The following is a 17,934-nucleotide window of genomic DNA, read 5'->3' on the forward strand; positions in this document are numbered from 1 at the left end:
ACATTCCACGGTGCGACAGGGGGACGGGCAGCCCATGGTGACCGGACGTCAGGAAGTGGCCCCGCCCCCCGACCCCCGCCCCGACCCCCGCCCCTGTCCCGGGCAGCTCCCCGACCTCTCCGGGCTCGACCTGCCCGCCCTGCGCGGCATCGCCCACCCGGTGCTCGCCGAGGTCATCGAGGGGCTCGTCGAGCGGGTGACGCACCCGGCGGAGATCCTCAACGCCTTCGACTCGGGCGTCGCCTGAGCCACCCCCCACCCCGCGGGCCCGCGCCCGTACCGCCCGGAGTTGACCACTTTCCGCCGTTAGCCGGACCTCCGCGGGGGGCAGGGATGGACCGTTCCGGGGGGCCGGGCCGGGGGGCCGGGCTCCCAGCGGTGGCCGGGGGAGGGGGCGCGGCGATGGGCCGAGCGATCACGGGCGGGCCCGCCATGCCCGCACACCACAGCCCCGCCGTCCTCGCCGCCCAGGCCCGCCACGCCCGCCACGCCCCCTGGCCGTACGCCCGCCTCGACGTCCCCGCCCTGCGTGCCGCCGGACACCGTCCGCACCCCGTACGGCAGTTCGTGCTCAAGACGCACAGCCGCTGCAACCTCGCCTGCACCTACTGCTACGTCTACGAGATGGCCGACCAGAGCTGGCGCACCCGCCCCGCCGCCATGGCCCCCGCCACCGCCCGGCGCGCCGCCGAACGCATCGCCGAGCACGCCGCAGCGCACGGACTGCCCCGCGTGGACCTCGTCCTGCACGGCGGCGAACCCCTCCTCACGGCGCCCGCCGAACTCGCCGCCCCCGTCGAGGCGGTACGGGCCGCGCTGGCCCGGCGCTCGCCCCGCACCCGGGTCACCGCGAGCGTGCAGACCAACGCCACCCTGCTCACCCGCGGCCGGATCGCCGCCCTGGCCGCCGCCGGCATCCGGATCGGGGTCAGCCTCGACGGCGGGCTGGCCGCCCACAACGCCCGCCGCGTCGACCACGCGGGCCGGCCCGGCTTCGGCGCGGCCGCCCGCGGCCTGCGGCTGCTCGCCCGGCACCCGGCCGGCTACGCCGGGGTGCTGTGCGTGGCCGACCTCGCGCAGGACCCGGTGGAGACGTACGAGTCCCTCCTCGCCTTCGCCCCGCCCGCGATCGGCCTGCTGCTGCCCCTGGCCAACTGGAGCACCCCGCCGCCCGGAACCACCGGCCCCGCCGCCGGCACCCCGTACGCCGACTGGCTGATCGCCGTCTTCGAACGCTGGTGGCACGACGGGACGCGGCGTACCCGCATCCGGATCTTCGAGGAGGTCATCGCCCTGCTGCTGGGCCTCCCCGCCGCCACCGAGAGCCTCGGCCTGACGCCCGCCGCCACCGCCGTGGTGGAGACCGACGGCAGCATCGAACAGGCCGACTCCCTGAAGTCCGCCTACGAAGGGGCCGCGGCCACCGGCATGACCCTCGACACCCACGGGTTCGACGACCTCCTCGACCACCCCGGCTTCGCCGCCCGCCAGCTCGGCCGCGAGGCCCTCGCCGAGGACTGCCGGTCCTGCGAGCTGGTGCAGGTCTGCGGCGGCGGCCACTACCCCCACCGCTACCGCGAGGGCGAGGGCTTCCGCCAGCCGTCCGTGTACTGCGCGGACCTCCAGGCCCTGATCCGCCACATCGCCCGCGCGGTCCACACCGCCGCCACGAACCGACGGGCCGCCTCATGACCCGTCCCACCGACACCGGCACAGGCACCGCCACCGGCGCCGCGCCCCCCGCCTCCCTGGCCCGGTTCGCCGTGGCCGCCCCCCTCCTGAAGGCCCTCGCCTCCACCGAACCCTCCCCCGAAGGGACCCGGCTCGTCGGCGACGTCCGGCGGTCCAAGCGGCTGCTCCTCCTGCGGGCCGTCCTCGACGCCGCCCCCGGCCCCGAGGCCGGGGAGTGGTGGGGGCTCCTGGAAGAGGCCGAACGGCAGGACCCCCACGCCGTACGGGACGTCCTGCACTACCCCTCCACCGGGGTGTGGGCCGAGGAGACCCTGCGCCGGCTGCACGCCCCGCACGGGCCCGCCCCCGACCTCGGGCACCTCGGCGCCCTCGCCGTCGCCGCCGCGCTGCGGGCCGGGATCGGCTTCAAGACCACCCTGCGCCCCGCCCACGGCCGCCTCGCCCTCCCCACCCTCGGCCTGCTGCTCCCCGACCGGCCCGGCCCCCTCGCCCTCACCGAACGCTCCTGGGACACCTCCGACGTCCTCCCGCTGCACCCCCTGCCCGGCGGCCGCACCTTCCTCGACGACCTCGACCCCTACCGGGCCCCCGCCCCGGGCCACCCCGCACCCGTGCGCCCCGCCCGCCGCCTCACCCCCAAGGGCCACCGGCGCTGGGACACCCAGTGGACCGGCGCCCTCACCCTCCTGGAGCGCTACGACTCCGCCCGGGCGGACGAGGCGTGCCGCCTGCTGCGCTCCCTCGTCCCCCTCGGCGGCGGCTCCCGCTCCAGCGGCGCCACCCTCCCCGCCGCGGCCGGCGCCCTCCTCGCCCGCGGCCAGTCCCCGCCCGCGCTGGCGGCGACCCTCGTCCACGAGGTGCAGCACGGCAAACTCACCGCCCTCAGCGATGTCCTCACCCTCCACACCGCCGACCGCACCCCCTGCCACTGGGCCCCCTGGCGCACCGACCCGCGCCCCCTGGAGGGGCTGCTGCACGGCACCTACGCCCACCTGGCCCTGGCCGGCTACTGGCAGCGCGCCGCCCTGTACGGGGCCCGCGGCGCCTGGGCCCGGCACGCCCGGACCCGCGCCCAGGTGGCCGCCGTCCTGCCGGTCCTGCGCGACCACCCCCGACTCACCGCCGCCGGCAGGCAGTTCGTCGACGCCATGGCCGGCGCCGAGCGGGCCATGGACGAACTCCCGCCCCCCGGCGACCAGCACGCCACCGCCCGCCGCGCCCTCGAACGGGAACGCCGCGCCTGGTGCGCGGCACACCCCGAACTCGCGGAGTCCGCAGGGGCCTGACGGGCCGTCCGCTGCGGTACCTTTCAAGCCCGCCCCTCGCCCTGCCGCCCCCGGCACCCCCGGCCGCGGCGGCGCCCCGCACCGCCCCGCACCCCGTCCACCGCCCGGACACCCCAGGGAGACGGCCGCATGACCGGTACCGGTACGCGACACGACCGCGACGGAGCCGCCCAGCCCCAGCGCTTCGTCATCAGCTTCGCCGGCTTCAACCGCCCCTGGGCGGTGTGGATCGCCCACCGCCTGGAGGAGCACGGCCACCGCGTCGCCCTCCAGCGCTGGGACCCGCAGAACGGCCCCGGCATCACCGAGGCCCTCGACGACCTCGCCCGCGCGGGCGGCAGGGTCCTCGTCGTCCTCAGCGAACGCTACTTCTCCGCCGGCACCCACACGGACGAGGAGTGGAACACCGCCCTGCGCACCGTCACCGAGGCCCACCCCGACCGGTTCGCCGCCGTCTGCCTCACCGACGCCCCGCTGCCCAGCGCCGTCGCCGCCCTGGAGAAGACCGACCTGTGGGGCCTGGACGCCTACGAGGCCGAGTACCGCGTCCTGCGCCGCCTCGACCTGCCCACCGACCGCATCGGCACCGAAAGCGGCCGCCGCGGCCCCCGCTTCCCCAACGACCCGCCCGAGATCTGGGGCCGCGTCCCGCGCCGCAACCCCCGCTTCACCGGCCGCAACGACGTCATCGGCCGGCTCCGCGCCGCCCTCACCGAAGCCCCGCCCGGCGCCTCCATGGTCACCCTCCTGGGCCTGTCCGGTGTCGGCAAGACCCAGGTCGCCACCGAGTACGCCTACCGCTTCGCCTCCGAGTACGACGTCGTCTGGTGGGTTCCCGCAGAGGACCGCCCCACCCTCCGCGAACGCCTCGCCGACCTCGCGCCCGAACTCGGCCTGCCGCGCGGCGCCGGCAGCTACGGCGAACAGATCCGCGCCGTCCTGGAGGCCCTGCGCCGCGGCAACCCCTACCACCGCTGGCTGGTGGTCTTCGACGGCTGCGACAACCCCGACGACCTCACCGACCTGCTGCCCTCCGGCGCCGGAGACGTCATCATCACCTCCCGCAACCGCGAGTGGGCCGCCCGCCACACCAGCCTCGTCGAGGTGCCCCTCTACGCCCGCCCCGAGTCCGTCACCTTCATCCGCCGCCGGGCCCGCCGCCTCACCGGCGAGGAGGCCGACCAGCTCGCCGAGGCCCTGGAGGACTACCCCCTCGCCCTAGACCAGACCGCCGGCTGGCTCGCCGACTCACCCCTCGGCGTCGGCGAGTACCTCGACCTCCTCCAGCGCCGCCTCGACTCCCACGAGGCCGTCACCCTCTCCGACGACTACCCGCTGCCCTTCCCGACCGCCCTGGCGATACTCCTCAACAACGTCCGCGAGAACTTCCCCGACGCCCTCGCCCTGCTGCGGCTGTTCGTCTTCTTCGCCCCCGGCCGCGTCCCCCTGCGGCTGCTGCGCGAGTTCCCCGCCGAGGACGTCCCCGAAGACCTCGCGGGCATCGTCAACGACCAGATCCGCTGGAACGCCGCCCTCAACAAACTCGTCCAGTTCTCCGTCGTCCGCCTGGAGTACTCCGACCTGTCCGTCGAGGAGGGCGGCGGCCTGGAGACCGTCCAGCTGCACCGCATGGTCCACAACATCGTCCGCGAGAACCTCGCCGAGGACGAGGCCGACCAGCTCTCCCGCGCCGTCCGCCAGGTCCTCGCCGCCGCCGACCCCGGCCGCCCCTCCGACTCCCGGCTCTGGCCCCGCTACGCCGAACTCGTCCCGCACCTCGAACCCGCCGGCGTCCTGACCAGCAGCAACCCCCGCATCCAGAACTTCCTGCTGCACTGCCTGCGCTTCCTGATCCTCGCCGGCGAGTACCGCACCTGCCTGCGCCTGTCCGAACAGACCGACCACGTCTGGCGGGCCATGCTCGGCGACGACCACGACCAGGTCCGCGAACTCAGCTACCACTACGGCGGCGCCCTGCGCATGCTCGGCCACTTCCGCCAGGCCGAGGCCCTCGCCCGCCAGGTCGCCGACCGGCTCACCGCCGAACGCGGCGACCGCGACCTGGAGACCCTCCGCGCCACCAGCACCTACGCCGGCGTCCTCCTCAGCACCGCCAAGTTCGACCAGGCCCGCACCCTCCTCGAACACGCCTTCGCCAGCTACCGCGAACTCCTCGGCGAGGACGACGCCACCACCCTCAACGCCCAGAACAACGTCGCCGTCGTCCTGCGCCTCCTCGGCCGCTACCAGGAGGCCTACGACACCGACCTGGACACCCTGCGCCGCCGCGAACGCGTCCTGCGCGTCCGGCACATCGCCACCCTCTCCTCCGGCATCGGCTGCGCCATGGGCCTGCGCCTGATGGGCCGCTACCGCGAAGCCCTCGCCCGCCAGGAACAGGGCCTCAAACTCCACGTCCAGGTCCTCGGCACCAACCACCCCCAGACCCTGCGCGCCGAACACAACCTCGGCCAGTGCCTGCGCCGCACCGGCGACATCCCCGGCGCCGGCGCCCGCCTGCGCAGCGTCCTCGAACGCTCCACCCGGGTCTTCGGCGCCGAGTTCCCCTGGACCCTGATGGTCGCCTCCGACTACGCCACCTACCTGCGCGAGTACGGCGACATCGAGGAAGCCCGCCGGATCTCCGAGGAGGTCGTCCGCGGCTACCAGTCCCAGCTGGGCCTCGCCCACCCGTACAGCATCGGCACGGTAGGCAACCTCGGCCTCGTCCTGCGCGCCCAGGGCGAGCGCACCGAGGCCCTGAACCTGGCCGAACAGGCCCTGGTCGGCATGCGCGGCGCCCTCGGGGACCGCCACCCCTGGACCCTGGGCTGCGCCCTCAACGCCACCGGCCACCGCAACATCACCGGCCGCCTGGAATCCGCCCTGGACCTCAGCCGCGAGACCCTGCGCGCCGCCGAACAGGTCCTGGGCCCCGACCACCCCATGGCCCTCAGCGCCCAGATCGCCCTGGCCGCCGACCTCCGCTCCGTACGGGAGGACGCGGAGGCCGCCAAACACGAGGACGCCGGCCTCAAGGCCCTCACCCGCACCCTGGGCCCCCAGCACGTCCACACGGTCTCGGCCCGCCAGCAGACCCGCCCCTACTGGGACTTCGAACCGCAGCCGTAGCGGACGCCGGAAGGCCCGGCCCCCCTCCTGGGGGACCGGGCCTTCCGTCTCCGTGCGGGTCGCGGTGGCGACTACGCCTCGAAGACCTCGTTCATCAGCAGCTGCTGCTCCGCCTGGTGGCGCTTCGCGGAGCCCACCGCCGGGGAGGAGCCGTGCGGACGCGAGATGCGCCGCAGGCGCTCGCCCGCCGGGATGTCCGCGCCGACCGCCAGGTCGAGGTGGTCGATCAGGTTCAGCGCGATGAACGGCCACGCACCCTGGTTCGCCGGCTCCTCCTGCGCCCAGATGTACTTCGCCGCGTTCGGGAACTTGGCGATCTCCGCCTGGAGTTCCGCGCCCGGCAGCGGGTACAGCCGCTCGATGCGGATGATCGCCGTGTCGGTGATGCCGCGCTTCTCCCGCTCGGCCTCCAGGTCGTAGTAGACCTTGCCCGCGCAGAAGACGACCTTGCGGACGGCGTTCGGGTCGACCGTGGAGTCACCGATGACCGGACGGAACGAACCGCTCGTGAACTCCTCCGCCTTCGACGCCGCGGCCTTCAGACGCAGCATCGACTTCGGGGTGAAGACAATGAGCGGCTTGTGGTGCGGGTTGTGGACCTGCCAGCGCAGCAGGTGGAAGTAGTTCGACGGCAGGGTCGGCATGGCGACCGTCATGTTGTCCTGCGCGCACATCTGGAGGAAGCGCTCCGGGCGCGCGGACGAGTGGTCCGGGCCCTGGCCCTCGTAGCCGTGCGGCAGGAGCAGCGTGACACCGCTCGTCTGGCCCCACTTCTGCTCGGCCGAGGAGATGAACTCGTCGACGACGGTCTGCGCGCCGTTGACGAAGTCACCGAACTGGGCCTCCCACAGCACCAGCGCGTCCGGGCGGGCCAGCGAGTAGCCGTACTCGAAGCCCATGGCCGCGTACTCGGAGAGCAGCGAGTCGTAGACGTTGTAGCGGGCCTGGTCGTCCGACAGGTACTGCAGCGGCGTGTAGTCGTTGCCGGTCTCCCGGTCGATGAGGACCGCGTGGCGCTGGCCGAAGGTGCCGCGGCGGGAGTCCTGGCCGGACAGGCGGACCGGGGTGCCCTCCATCAGCAGCGAACCGAAGGCCAGGGTCTCGCCCATGCCCCAGTCGATGGTGCCGTCGTCGATCATCGCCGCGCGGCGCTGCAGCTGCGGCAGCAGACGCGGGTGGACCGTGTGGCCCTCGGGGATGTTGACCTGGGACTCGGCGATCCGCTTGACGACGTCCTGCGAGATCGCGGTGTTCACCGCGACCGGGAACTGCTGCGCGGTCTGCGCCGGTGCGACGGGGGCGACGGCGGGCTGCGTGGCGGCCTCGCGGACCTCCGCGAAGACCTTCTCCAGCTGGCCCTGGAAGTCCTGGAGCGCCTGCTCGGCCTCTTCCAGCGTGATGTCGCCGCGACCGATGAGGGACTCGGTGTACAGCTTGCGCACCGAGCGCTTCTTGTCGATCAGGTCGTACATCAGCGGCTGCGTGAACGCCGGGTTGTCCGACTCGTTGTGACCGCGGCGGCGGTAGCAGATGAGGTCGATCACGACGTCCTTGTTGAACGCCTGGCGGAACTCGAAGGCGAGCCGCGCGACGCGGACCACGGCCTCCGGGTCGTCGCCGTTCACGTGGAAGATCGGCGCCTCGATCATGCGGGCCACGTCGGTCGCGTACATCGACGAACGCGAGGACTCCGGGGCGGCGGTGAAGCCGACCTGGTTGTTGATCACGACGTGGACGGTGCCGCCGGTGCGGTAGCCGCGCAGCTGCGACATGTTCAGCGTCTCGGCGACCACGCCCTGGCCGGCGAACGCGGCGTCGCCGTGCAGGGCGACGGGCAGGACGGTGAAGTCCGTGCCGGCCTTGCCGATGACGTCCTGCTTGGCGCGGGCGACACCCTCCAGGACCGGGTCCACGGCCTCCAGGTGCGAGGGGTTGGCGACGAGCGAGACCTTGATCTGCTCCCCGTCCAGGCCCGTGAAGGTGCCCTCGGCGCCCAGGTGGTACTTGACGTCGCCGGAGCCGTGCATGGACTTCGGGTCGAGGTTGCCCTCGAACTCGCGGAAGATCTGCGCGTACGACTTGCCGACGATGTTCGCCAGGACGTTGAGGCGGCCGCGGTGGGCCATGCCGATGACGACCTCGTCGAGGCGGGCCTCGGCGGCCGAGTCGATGACGGCGTCGAGCAGCGGGATGACGGACTCGCCGCCCTCCAGCGAGAAGCGCTTCTGGCCGACGTACTTGGTCTGCAGGAAGGTCTCGAAGGCCTCCGCCGCGTTCAGGCGGCGCAGGATGCGCAGCTGCTCCTCGCGCTCCGGCTTGGAGTGCGCGCGCTCGATGCGGTCCTGGATCCAGCGGCGCTGCTTCGGGTCCTGGATGTGCATGAACTCGACGCCGGTGGTGCGGCAGTACGAGTCGCGCAGCACGCCGAGGATGTCGCGCAGCTTCATCATCGACTTGCCGGCGAAGCCGCCGACGGCGAACTCGCGCTCCAGGTCCCACAGGGTGAGGCCGTGCTCGGTGATGTCGAGGTCGGGGTGCTTGCGCTGCTTGTACTCCAGCGGGTCGGTGTCGGCCATGACGTGGCCGCGGACCCGGTAGGAGTGGATCAGCTCGAAGACGCGGGCGGCCTTCGTGACGTCGTCGTCGTGCGAGGCGTCGATGTCGCGCATCCAGCGGACCGGCTCGTACGGGATCCGCAGCGACTCGAAGACGTTGTCGTAGAACTCGCCCTCGCCGAGCAGGAAGTTCGCGACGATGCGCAGGAACTCGCCGGAGGCCGCGCCCTGGATGACCCGGTGGTCGTAGGTCGAGGTCAGGGTCATGACCTTCGAGATGCCCAGCTTGTTCAGGGTGTCCTGCGAGGTGCCCTGGAACTCGGCGGGGTAGTCCATGGAGCCGACGCCCATGATGACCGACTGTCCGGGCATCAGGCGGGGCACGGAGTGGACGGTGCCCAGGCCGCCGGGGTTGGTCAGGGAGACCGTGACGCCGGTGAAGTCGTCCATCGTCAGCTTGCCGACGCGGGCGCGGCGGACGATGTCCTCGTAGGCCTGCCAGAACTCGAAGAAGTTCAGGGTCTCGGCCTTCTTGATGCCCGCGACGACGAGCTGGCGGTCGCCGTTCGGCTTGACCAGGTCGATCGCGAGGCCGAAGTTCACGTGCTCCGGCTTGACCAGGGTCGGCTTGCCGTCCTTCTCCTGGAAGGAGTAGTTCATCGACGGCATGGCCTTGATGGCCTGCACCATCGCGTACCCGATGAGGTGGGTGAAGGAGATCTTCCCACCGCGGGCGCGCTTGAGGTGGTTGTTGATGACGATGCGGTTGTCGAACAGCAGCTTCACCGGGACGGCGCGGACGGACGTGGCCGTCGGGACGTCGAGGGAGGCGTTCATGTTCTTGGCCACGGCGGCGGCGGGGCCGCGGAGCGTCACCAGCTCGGGGCCCTGCGGGGCCTCGGTGGCGGGCGCGGCCTTCTGCGCCGGGGTGGTGGCGGCGGCCGGAGCCTGGGCCTGAGGGGCGGGCGCGGCCGGTGCGGCGGCCGGGGCCTGGGAGGTGACAGTCACAGCAGGGGCACCAGAGGGGGTGGCAGGAGCAGGGGACGGAGCTGACACGGGTGTGGTCGCGGCGGGGGAAGGCGCGGCGGGCGCCGCCCCCGTGGCGGCGTCGGCGGCCTGCGGGATCCCGGCCGGGGCGGTGGCGGCCTGTGCGGAGGCGCCATCCGTCGTCGCGGACTTCTCGGGACCGGGACCGTCCGACTTCACCGGAGCGGCAGCGCCCCCCGGCTTGTAGTCGGCGAAGAAGTCCCACCAGGCCCGGTCGACCGAGTTCGGGTCCTGGAGGTACTGCTGATAGATCTCGTCGACGAGCCACTCATTCGCGCCGAAGCCTGAGGCAGGGGTCTTCCCGCCTTCTGCTGCGTCGGTCGTGGTGCTCGGGTTACTGGGGGACTGTGGCGACACGGCGGCAACCGCCCTCTTCCGCTTCACAAGGTATGGACAGCGGGAATAAAGGCTACGCCTCCCGGGCGGTGCAATGCAGGCCGGGCGGGACTTCCGTCACGCAGGTCACACCGAACGGCGGGTTTCATCGCGTGGAATGGCGGGAAACAAGCGTGGTTCGGGTAGGGGGCAGCCAGGTTGCGACCCCCGTGGCCTCGCACCCCTGACGACCCCGGGCACGTGTGGCCGAGATCATGTCCTTCCCACTCGAACCCTACGTCAAGACAACACCGGCGAGCTGCCCGGAAGGGTGACGAGGATTCGGCAACCACGTGACGATTCGGCCACGCGGATGTCCCCTCCGTGCAGGCCGACGGCCCAGCGGGCGATCGCCAGCCCCAGCCCCGTGCCCCCGTCGCCGCCGCCCGCCGACCCGCGGTTGAAGCGCTCGAAGACCCGGTGGCGCTCCGCCTCCGGAATCCCGGGCCCCTCGTCCACGACCTCCAGGGCCAGGCTCCCGGGCGCGTCGCCGCAGCGCGCCCGGACCGTCACCCGGCCGTGCTCCGGACTGTGCTTCACCGCGTTGTCGATCAAGTTCGCCACCACCTGGTGCAGCCGCTCCGCGTCCGCGTACGCGGTCAGCTCCGGAGGATGCACGTCCAGGTGGAGGTGCACGTCGTTACGGGTGTGCCCACCCGAACCGGACGACAGCCCCGGGCGCCCCGCGGCCGCCAGCCCCGACTCCTTCAGCACCCCCGACAGGTACGGCCACACCTCGAAGCGGCGCGCCTTCAGCGGCACCACCCCGTTGTCCACCCGCGACAGGTCCAGCAGCGTCTCCACCAGCCGGCCGAGCCGCTCCGTCTGCTTCAGCATCGTCCGCATGGTCTCCGGATCGGCCTCCGAGACCCCGTCCACCACGTTCTCCAGCACCGCCCGCAGCCCCGCGATCGGAGTGCGGAGCTCGTGCGAGACGTTCGCGACCAGCTCTCGACGGTGCCTGTCCTCGGCCTCCAGATCGTCGGCCATCCGGTTGATCGTCGACGCCAGATCACCCAGCTCGTCCCGCCGCCCCGCCCCGCTCACCCGGCGCGTGTAGTCCCCGTGCGAGATCGCCCGGGCGACCGTCGTCATCTCGTCCAGCGGCGCCGTCAGACCGTGCGCCACGAACTGGGTGATCAGCATCGAGGCGATCACCGAGAAGACCGTGATGAACCGCAGCTCCGTGTCCGTGCGCAGCGCCACCATCAGCAGGCCCGTGGTGATGAACACCGACACCACGACGAGCGTGCCCAGCTTCGTCTTGATCGAGAAGGGCGAGAACGGCCGCAGACCGCCCCCGGGACGCCCGCCGCTCACGCCTGCGCCGGGGTCTCCAGGGCGTACCCGACGCCGTGGACCGTACGGATCCGCTCCGCGCCGATCTTCCGGCGCAGGGCCTTGATGTGGCTGTCGACCGTACGGGTGCCCGACGCGTCCGCCCAGTCCCACACCTCCGCCAGCAGCTGCTCCCGCGACAGCACCGCCCGCGGGCTCCCCGCCAGGCACACCAGCAGGTCGAACTCGGTCGGCGTCAGGTGCACGTCCTCCGCCTGCACCCGCACCCGCCGCTGCGCGTGGTCGATCTCCAGGTCCCCCAGCCGCAGGGTCGCCCCGCGCGGGGCCGTCGCGGCCTGCGTGGCCCGCTCCACCCGGCGCAGCAGCACGTGGACCCGCGCCGCCAGCTCGCGCATGGAGAACGGCTTCGTCATGTAGTCGTCCGCCCCCACCCCGAGACCGACCAGCATGTCGGTCTCGTCGTCCCGGGCCGTCAGCATCAGCACCGGGACCGGCCGCTGCGCCTGCACCCGCCGGCACACCTCCAGCCCGTCGAAGCCGGGCAGCATGACGTCCAGCACCAGCAGCTCGGGCAGCCAGCTCTCGGCGGCCGCGACGGCGGCCGGGCCGTCGTAGGCCGTCTGCACCTGGAAGCCCTCGGCGCGCAGCCGGGCCGCGATCGCGTCGGCGATGGTGCGGTCGTCCTCGACCACCAGCACGCGCCGCTGGGCACCTGGGGTGGCCGCGGCGGCTCCGCTGTGGGTCGTGTGCGTCTGTTCCATGTCCCGCCCCTGATGATCCGCGTGATGGCTGGGGTGCAGCGTAGAGGAGGCACCGGCCTGCGGCCATGGAGGGTTCGGACAGGACCCGACGGCATGCGGAATCAGAGATTCATCCCGGATTCCTCACGCGGCGTCGAATCCGGGGAGGGCCTCCAGCACCCGGGACAGCGCCTGCGGCAGCGCCGTCTGGTCGGCCGCCACCTCGAATCCGCCGTACACGAAGGAGTACGTGAACCCGTCGTAGACCGGCGGATCGGCGGTCGTCCTACGGGGCAGGTGCGCGAAGTCCGCCGCACGGAGCGCCGTGCGCAGATCCTCCAGCCCGGCGGGCGCGAGCCGGCCCTTGCGGAGGTCCTTGTCCTGCTCGCCGAGGAGGGTCCAGGAACCGTCGCCGTCGACCAGGAGAGTGCGGGACCGGCCGGCGAAACCGCCGCTGCGGGTGACGCGCAGGAGGCGCTCGGTGGACGGGACCGCGGTGGCGGGAGGGGTCGGCCGGGGGCCGGCGGGGGTGGTGGCCGTCGGCTGCGGGGCGGTGGCGGTGGGCCGGGGAGTGGTGGCCGTGGGGGACGCCGGGGCGGAGGCGGGCGCCGTGGCCCCCGCCGGCGCCGGGCCGCCCCGGGAGCCGTCGTGGCCGCACCCCGCCAGGGACACCGCGGCCAGCAGCGCCGCCGCCGCGGCCCCGGCCGCTCGCATCGCTCGCACACCCACCTCCCGCGGGTCACCGGTACGCCCCCGAGTATGGAGGCCCCGACCCGCTACGGAAAGCACCCCGGAGGACGTCATCCACCGCTCGGCCCCCTGGCGCTGGTTCCCGCCGCTGCTCGCGCTCCTCCTGCTCGGCCTGTGGGGGCTGGCCCGGGGACCCGGCGACGGCAGCATGTGGCGCGACGAGTCCACGACCTGGCAGGTGGCCCACCGGCCGGCCGGCGCCCTGTGGGGCCTGCTCGGACAGGTCGACGCGGTCCACGGGCTGTACTACGGACTCATGCACGCCGTGTTCGCCCTGTGGGGGGACGGCGGCGCGGGCGGCCTGGTCGGGGGCGGTGGCGGCGGGCTGTGGGCGCTGCGGCTGCCGTCCGTGGCGGGCACCGCCCTCGCCGCCGGCGGGGTGGCCGCCGTCGCGCACCGGCTGGCGGGGGAGCGGGCCGGGCTCTGGGCGGGCGTGGTGTACGTCCTGCTCCCGCCCGTGCAGATGTACGGCCAGGAGGGACGCTCGTACGCCCTGGTCGCGGCGGCCGTGGCCTGGGCGACGTACCTGATGCTGCGCCGCTGGTGGGCCGCGTACGCCGTGGTGCTGCTGGTGGGCTGCTGGCTGCACGAGTTCGCGGCCCTGGCGCTGCTCGCGCACGCGTTCACCGCCTGGCGGGAAAGGGGCTGGCGCCGGGCCGCCGGGGCGGTCGCCGCCGGGCTGGCGCCGCTGGCGGTGGTGAGCGCCGGGCAGGCCGGGCGGCAGCTGGGCTGGCTGGGCCGCCCCGGCTGGCAGGACTGGGCGGCGTACGGGGTGCTGGCGGGGGCGGTGCTGCTGCTGGCCCGGGGGGAGCGGGGGGAGCGCGGGGGGCGGGGGCGGGGGCAGGTGCGGGAGGTGGCCCGGGTCGCGGTGCCCCTGGCGCTGCTGCCGCCGGGGCTGCTGATGACGGTCTCGCTGGTGCACCCCTGGTACGTCGACCGGTACGTCCTGTACGCCCTGGCCGGCTTCGCCCTGCTGGCGGGGGCCAGGCTGGCGGAGGTGCGGGGGGTGGGGGTGCGGGGCGCGGGTGCGCTGGGCGCGGGTGCGCGGGGGGCTGGTCTGCGGGGGTGGCTGCCGTGGGTGCTGGGGGCCGCGCTGCTGGTGCCGGTGGGGGTGTGGTCGGCATGGCTGCGGACCCCGGAGAGCCGCAAGGACGACGTCCTCGCGGTCACCGCGGCGGTACGGGAACGGGCCCGGCCGGGGGACGCGGTGCTGTTCATGCCCGCGCGCAGACGGGAGTGGCTGCTGTCCTCGCCCGGGGTGTACGCGGGGCTGCGCGACGTGGCCCTGTCCGGGCCCCCGGCCGCCTCGCGCACCCTCCACGGCACGGAGCTCCCGCCGGACCGCGTCCGGGAGGCCCTGCTGTCCTCACCCCGGGTGATAGCCCTGCTGGACCCCGCGGACCAGCCGCTGGACCCGTACCCGACGGAGGCGGCGAAACGCGACACCCTGGCGGCCGCCTTCGACCGCTGCACGGTGACGGAGGTCCGCGGCGCGAGGGTGGCGGTATACGCCCGGCGGGGCGAGTGCGGGTGAGCGGGGTTGGGGGTGGGCAGGACCCGAGCGGGGCGGTCTCACAGAGGGGTTGGGGCTTTCCCGTCAGTCTCATCGTCCTTCCGTGTCGGGCCGGCCTGTCAAGGGCGCTCCTTCGTCGCGTCGCTGCGCGATGGCCTTCGGCCACCCTTGACAGACCGTCCCGCCACGGAAAAACGAAGACTGCCGGGAAACCCCCAAAGAAACGGGACGGTGGATCAATGGGCATGCGGCCGGATCAGCGATCAGGCGAGGTGGTCGGGGGCCGCCTGACCGGGCATCCGGGCAGACCTCAAGGTGCAAGCGGGGACGACCCACGCGTCAGATCGCTACGCGCTTCTCCCGGCTTAGCGTCCGGCGGCCGTCTGGGGCCGCTGCATGCAGGAGAGGACGATCAGGGCGGCATTCGGGCTCCCAGGCGCGCCAGATCGCTACGCGCTCCTCTTTTCTCGGCGTCCAGGGGTGGTCGTGGGCTGGGATGCCCTTCCACTCGTCGTCTGGTGCGGTCAGAAAGCCAAGACGGCCGCCGGACGCCGATATGAGCGAAGCGCGTAGCGATCTGGGGCGCCGGAGGGCCCGGATGTCGTCCTGATCGTCCTTTGGTGCGGGTATCAGCCCCAGACGGCCGCCGGACGCCGAGGAATGAGGAGCGCGTAGCGATCTGAGGCGCCCACCGGCCCCGGATGACGACTCCGTCGTCCCCGGGCGACGGCAGCGACCCCAGACGGGCGGCGGACGCTAAGCCGGGAGGAGCGCGTAGCGATCTGACGCGTAGGTCGTCCCCGATTGTCCTCGCGACGGGGCCGGATGCCCTGTCAGGCGGCCCCCGACGACCTCGCCTGCTCCCTGATCCGGCCGGATGTCTCAGGTACATCCGTCCCGTTTCTTTGGGGGTTTCCCGGCAGTCTTCGTTTTTCCGTGGCGGGACGGTCTGTCAAGGGTGGCCGAAGGCCATCGCGAAGCGACGCGACCGAAGGGAGCGCCCTTGACAGGCCGGCCCGACACGGAAGGACGATGAGACTGACGGGAAAGCCCCAACCCCCCTGTGAGACCGCCCCGCTCGGGTCCCGAACACCCCGGCCCCGCCCCGCCCTTGGTGGGTGAGGATGGGTGGGAGATCGTTTCCGACCCCGCCCCGGAGGCTTCGTATGCCCGTGTCCGAGATGCTCGTGTCCGAGATGCCCGTGCCCGTGATACCCGGGCCCCTCGTCAGCGTCGACTGGCTCGGCGGGAACCTGCGGCGGGTCGTGGTGTTCGACGCCTCCGTCGGGGCGCAGCGGGGTGGGGGCGTCAGGATTCCCGGGGCCCGGCCCTTCGACCTGGACGGGGGTCTCTCCGACCACAGCGCTCCCGTTCCGCACACCATGCCGACGGCGGCGGTGTTCGAGGAGGCCGTGCGGGGGCTCGGGGTCGATGACGCCGACGGGGTGGTCGTGTACGACGCCGCCGGGATCTACTCCAGTGCCCGTGCCTGGTGGATGTTCCGGGCCATGGGCTTCGACCGGGTCGCCGTGCTGGACGGCGGGCTGCCCGCCTGGCAGGCGGCCGGGCTGCCCGTCGAGGCCGGGGCGGCGGCGTACGACGGGCCGCGCGGGTCCTTCACCGCCCGGCCGCGTCCGGGGCTGCTCGTGGACGCCGGCACCGTCGCCGCCGCGCTCGGGGACCCGGCCGCCGTCGTGCTCGACGCCCGGACGCGGGAGCGGTTCGCCGGTACCGCTCCCGAACCGCGGCCGGGGCTGCGCGGCGGACACATGCCGGGCGCGCTGAACCTGCCGTTCGGGGAGCTCCAGGGGTCCGACGGGCGGATGCGCCCGGCCGGGGAACTCCGGGGGGCGTTCGAGGCGTTGGCTGGGCAGCGGGAGCGGCTCTACTTCAGCTGCGGTTCCGGGGTCACGGCGTGCGTGCTCGCGCTGGGGGCGACCCTGGCCGGGTACGGGGAGACCGCCGTGTACGACGGCTCGTGGAGCGAGTGGGGGCTGACTTCGGACCGGCCGGTGGTGGCCGGGGGCTGAGCGGGGCCGACCGGGGGCGGACCGGGCCGCGGGGTGGTGCTGGCTCCACCTCCGGTTCGGAGGTCTGCACCCGCGCGCCGCGCGTCCCCGGTCGGCAGACTCGTCCGCATGGCATCCCACACCGCGTCCACCCGTATCGCCGTCACCGCCCTCGGCGCCGCCCTCCTGCTGTCCGGCTGCGCCCTCACGGGCGTGGGGCCGGTGAAGACCCTCGACGCCGACGCGGCCGTCCCCGAGCCGGTCACGGCGGTGGAGCTCACCGGCACCCGCAGCGGTGACGTCGAGGTGGTCCCGGGTACCGGGCCCGGGGTGAGCGTCCGCCGGGTCGTCCACTACCGCGGCGGCACGGCGCCCGCGCCCGGGCAGCGGGTCTCGGGCGGGGTGCTGACCTTCAGCGACCGCTGCGAGGACGACTGCTGGATCGACTACCGCCTGGAGGTGCCGGCGGCGGCGCGGGTGCGGGTGGAGAGCAGCAGCGGCGACATCACCGTCAAGGGGGTCGCGCGCGCCGATCTGACCTCGGCGTCCGGGGACGTCCGGGCCGAGGGGATCACCGGCCCGGTGAAGGTCCGTACGTCCTCGGGGCGGATCACCGCCACCGGTCTGGAGGGGGCCGAGGCCGAGTTCCGGGCCGGCTCCGGGGACGTCGGGGCGGAGTTCGCGAAGGCCCCGGCCTCGGTGTCGGTCACGACCAGCTCCGGCGACGTCGGCCTGACGGCACCGCAGGGCCCGTACCGGCTGTCCACCGAAACGGCCTCCGGGACCCGGCACCTGGCCCTGGGCGACAGCCCGGGTGCCGCGGCGAGCATCTCGGTGCGCACCTCGTCGGGCGACATCCGGGTCGCGGCCTCCTAGGGCCGGCGCCGGCGGCGTACACCCCTGCGAGCACGGCCCTGTGGCCGCGCCCGGGCTACCCCAGCCACTCCCCGTCGCGCATCACGACGCGGTCGCGCAGTTCCGCCACCGAGCGCCAGGCGCGTACCGTCTGCGGGGTCACGCACAGGTACACACGGGGAGTCTCCTCCGTCCGAGGATCCCAGCCGAACTTCTCCGCGAACGCGTCCGCGGCTTCCTTCGGCACCTCCCCCGGGGGGTGGCACCGCGCCTCCCCTTGCAGCGTCACCACGTCGGCGGTGTCCGGGAGCGCCAGCCGTACGCGCGGCTCCTTCCGTACGTTGCGCACGGTCGCGGAGTGCGCGCCGGTGCACATCCACGCTGCCCGTCCGTCCCACAGGAACCACAGGGGTACCTGGTGGGGGCCGTGGTCGGGGTGGGACGTCGACACCCATATGTCGCGCTCCGAGCCGAGCCGTTCCAGGGCGTCCCGCCTGCGCTCCGCGGGGGTGCGTCGAATGATCTTCGTGGTGTGCATGGGCACCGACGCTAGCCAGCCGGCGCCCGGTGCGCATGGGGCGCGAGTCCTAGACGAGTAATTCCGAAGTCTTCGGGCGCATGAAGCGAGGGTCTCGTTGGTTCGTTTGTGACGACAAACCTGGAGACCCTCGCGACTGCACT

12 protein-coding genes are annotated in these 17,934 nt (G+C 73.7%); 7 read left to right on the forward strand and 5 right to left on the reverse strand.

The window, feature by feature from the left end:
* Nucleotides 1-34: 34 nt before the first annotated feature.
* The 4 genes from fxsA (at nt 35) to fxsT (ending at nt 6,110) form a co-directional block, all read left to right on the forward strand.
* Complete coding sequence (fxsA, locus tag ACZ5NJ_RS19080; RefSeq protein ID WP_468766185.1) at nt 35-247, forward strand: FxSxx-COOH cyclophane-containing RiPP peptide; 213 nt, start codon at nt 35-37, stop codon at nt 245-247.
* A 155-nt stretch (nt 248-402) separates the two neighbouring features.
* Nucleotides 403-1,692 carry an FxsB family cyclophane-forming radical SAM/SPASM peptide maturase gene (locus tag ACZ5NJ_RS19085; RefSeq protein ID WP_468766186.1) on the forward strand — a complete coding sequence of 430 codons (1,290 nt, stop codon included), beginning with the start codon at nt 403-405 and terminating at the stop codon, nt 1,690-1,692.
* Nucleotides 1,689-2,978 (forward strand): aKG-HExxH-type peptide beta-hydroxylase, encoded by a 1,290-nt coding sequence (locus ACZ5NJ_RS19090; protein WP_468766187.1) that lies wholly within the window; start codon nt 1,689-1,691, stop codon nt 2,976-2,978. The genes ACZ5NJ_RS19085 and ACZ5NJ_RS19090 overlap by 4 nt, the downstream gene beginning before the upstream one ends.
* A 129-nt stretch (nt 2,979-3,107) precedes the next feature.
* Nucleotides 3,108-6,110: an FxSxx-COOH system tetratricopeptide repeat protein gene (gene fxsT, locus ACZ5NJ_RS19095; RefSeq protein WP_468766188.1), complete on the forward strand. Its 3,003-nt coding sequence runs from the start codon at nt 3,108-3,110 to the stop codon at nt 6,108-6,110.
* 71 nt (nt 6,111-6,181) lie between these two features.
* On the opposite strand, the gene ACZ5NJ_RS19100 is transcribed toward fxsT, so the two are convergent.
* From ACZ5NJ_RS19100 to ACZ5NJ_RS19115, 4 genes are all read right to left on the reverse strand, one after another.
* Nucleotides 6,182-10,069: a multifunctional oxoglutarate decarboxylase/oxoglutarate dehydrogenase thiamine pyrophosphate-binding subunit/dihydrolipoyllysine-residue succinyltransferase subunit gene (locus ACZ5NJ_RS19100; protein ID WP_468766189.1), complete on the reverse strand. Its 3,888-nt coding sequence runs from the start codon at nt 10,067-10,069 to the stop codon at nt 6,182-6,184.
* Nucleotides 10,070-10,327: 258 nt separating this feature from the next.
* A complete protein-coding gene (locus tag ACZ5NJ_RS19105; protein WP_468766190.1) occupies nt 10,328-11,407 on the reverse strand; it encodes a HAMP domain-containing sensor histidine kinase in 1,080 nt (359 codons plus the stop codon).
* Nucleotides 11,404-12,147 carry a response regulator transcription factor gene (locus ACZ5NJ_RS19110; RefSeq protein ID WP_468766191.1) on the reverse strand — a complete coding sequence of 248 codons (744 nt, stop codon included), beginning with the start codon at nt 12,145-12,147 and terminating at the stop codon, nt 11,404-11,406. Before ACZ5NJ_RS19110 ends, ACZ5NJ_RS19105 begins: the two co-directional genes overlap by 4 nt.
* Before the next feature lie 123 nt (nt 12,148-12,270).
* Nucleotides 12,271-12,849 carry a hypothetical protein gene (locus ACZ5NJ_RS19115; RefSeq protein ID WP_468766192.1) on the reverse strand — a complete coding sequence of 193 codons (579 nt, stop codon included), beginning with the start codon at nt 12,847-12,849 and terminating at the stop codon, nt 12,271-12,273.
* A gap of 175 nt (nt 12,850-13,024) precedes the next feature.
* Between ACZ5NJ_RS19115 and ACZ5NJ_RS19120 the strand changes: the two genes are divergently transcribed.
* The 3 genes from ACZ5NJ_RS19120 (at nt 13,025) to ACZ5NJ_RS19130 (ending at nt 17,274) form a co-directional block, all read left to right on the forward strand.
* A complete protein-coding gene (locus tag ACZ5NJ_RS19120; protein WP_468766193.1) occupies nt 13,025-14,410 on the forward strand; it encodes a glycosyltransferase family 39 protein in 1,386 nt (461 codons plus the stop codon).
* Between the two features lie 1,160 nt (nt 14,411-15,570).
* The gene (locus ACZ5NJ_RS19125) at nt 15,571-16,419 is read left to right on the forward strand and encodes a sulfurtransferase (protein ID WP_468766212.1); all 849 of its coding nucleotides are present in this window, start codon (nt 15,571-15,573) and stop codon (nt 16,417-16,419) included.
* Between the two features lie 108 nt (nt 16,420-16,527).
* Entirely contained in the window at nt 16,528-17,274 is a 747-nt protein-coding gene (locus ACZ5NJ_RS19130) for a DUF4097 family beta strand repeat-containing protein (protein ID WP_468766194.1), read from the forward strand.
* A gap of 55 nt (nt 17,275-17,329) precedes the next feature.
* On the opposite strand, the gene ACZ5NJ_RS19135 is transcribed toward ACZ5NJ_RS19130, so the two are convergent.
* Nucleotides 17,330-17,791: a pyridoxamine 5'-phosphate oxidase family protein gene (locus ACZ5NJ_RS19135; RefSeq protein ID WP_468766195.1), complete on the reverse strand. Its 462-nt coding sequence runs from the start codon at nt 17,789-17,791 to the stop codon at nt 17,330-17,332.
* Between the last annotated feature and the right edge of the window lie 143 nt (nt 17,792-17,934).

This window comes from Streptomyces sp. NPDC032091, assembly GCF_055580265.1.

What these genes read in the sequence shown, in the direction of transcription:
- ACZ5NJ_RS19125 (WP_468766212.1), top strand. Translation starts at nt 15,571, where the DNA reads ATGCTCGTGTCCGAGATGCCCGTGCCCGTGATACCCGGGCCCCTCGTC.
- ACZ5NJ_RS19130 (WP_468766194.1), top strand. Translation starts at nt 16,528, where the DNA reads ATGGCATCCCACACCGCGTCCACCCGTATCGCCGTCACCGCCCTCGGC.
- ACZ5NJ_RS19135 (WP_468766195.1), bottom strand. Translation starts at nt 17,791, where the DNA reads ATGCACACCACGAAGATCATTCGACGCACCCCCGCGGAGCGCAGGCGG.
- fxsT (WP_468766188.1), top strand. Translation starts at nt 3,108, where the DNA reads ATGACCGGTACCGGTACGCGACACGACCGCGACGGAGCCGCCCAGCCC.
- ACZ5NJ_RS19120 (WP_468766193.1), top strand. Translation starts at nt 13,025, where the DNA reads ATGTGGCGCGACGAGTCCACGACCTGGCAGGTGGCCCACCGGCCGGCC.
- ACZ5NJ_RS19090 (WP_468766187.1), top strand. Translation starts at nt 1,689, where the DNA reads ATGACCCGTCCCACCGACACCGGCACAGGCACCGCCACCGGCGCCGCG.
- ACZ5NJ_RS19110 (WP_468766191.1), bottom strand. Translation starts at nt 12,147, where the DNA reads ATGGAACAGACGCACACGACCCACAGCGGAGCCGCCGCGGCCACCCCA.
- fxsA (WP_468766185.1), top strand. Translation starts at nt 35, where the DNA reads ATGGTGACCGGACGTCAGGAAGTGGCCCCGCCCCCCGACCCCCGCCCC.
- ACZ5NJ_RS19085 (WP_468766186.1), top strand. Translation starts at nt 403, where the DNA reads ATGGGCCGAGCGATCACGGGCGGGCCCGCCATGCCCGCACACCACAGC.